This window comes from Paenibacillus phytorum (assembly GCF_013141715.1).
Lineage (GTDB): Bacteria > Bacillota > Bacilli > Paenibacillales > NBRC-103111 > Paenibacillus_E > Paenibacillus_E phytorum.
Genome location: NZ_WHOA01000261.1, coordinates 1 through 651 on the forward strand (window position 1 = coordinate 1; position 651 = coordinate 651).

At 42.5% G+C, this 651-nt stretch carries 1 protein-coding gene; it reads left to right on the forward strand.

Going from position 1 to position 651, the window contains the following annotated elements:
* Window positions 1–340: 340 nt before the first annotated feature.
* On the forward strand, window positions 341–651 hold a 311-nt coding region (locus GC098_RS39005), incomplete at its 3' end, for an IS110 family transposase (protein WP_171649702.1).

Below are 651 nucleotides of genomic sequence, written 5' to 3' on the forward strand. Positions count from 1 at the left end.
TTTCTCCCGTCCTGATCGGCAGCGGGTTGCCGTTATTCCAAGGTCTCAAGGAGAAGGTCAATCTTAAACTTATCGAAAACAAGACCTTTGATTCTGGAGCCATAGGTCTCGTTTACCAGTCGGTTAGATGACCTTTGTCTCCTAAAATAGATTACGCTAACGGGAAACGATAGTTCATTTACAACATGAAAAGGCAGCCATCCCAAGTGGATTGGTTGCCTTTTCTCAAGTAAACATTCCTGTAAGGCCTAAGATTTGGGCTTTGTCAAAAAAGGAGCGCCTCAGTATGATGGATTTGTCGAAGGGTTTTAATCCAGTACATCAAGGAGGCGCTCTTACTATGAAGTTTAAACAATCAGACGGTCAAAATCAACGCATTGAACGAATTTCCACATCTCACCTTGTTGTGGGTATAGATATCGCTAAGGAGACTCATGTAGCACAAGCAACTAATTTTCACGGTATCGTACTCAGTAAGCGACATCTTACATTCTCAAATACAATTGAAGGATTCGAAAAATTAGAACGATGGATTGATGTAATTAGGCAGAAACACCGCTTAAAAGGACTCATAATCGGTATGGAACCGACTGGACACTACGGGTATAACCTGGCCAATTGGCTTACGGGCAAGGGCAACAGCGTTGTCAT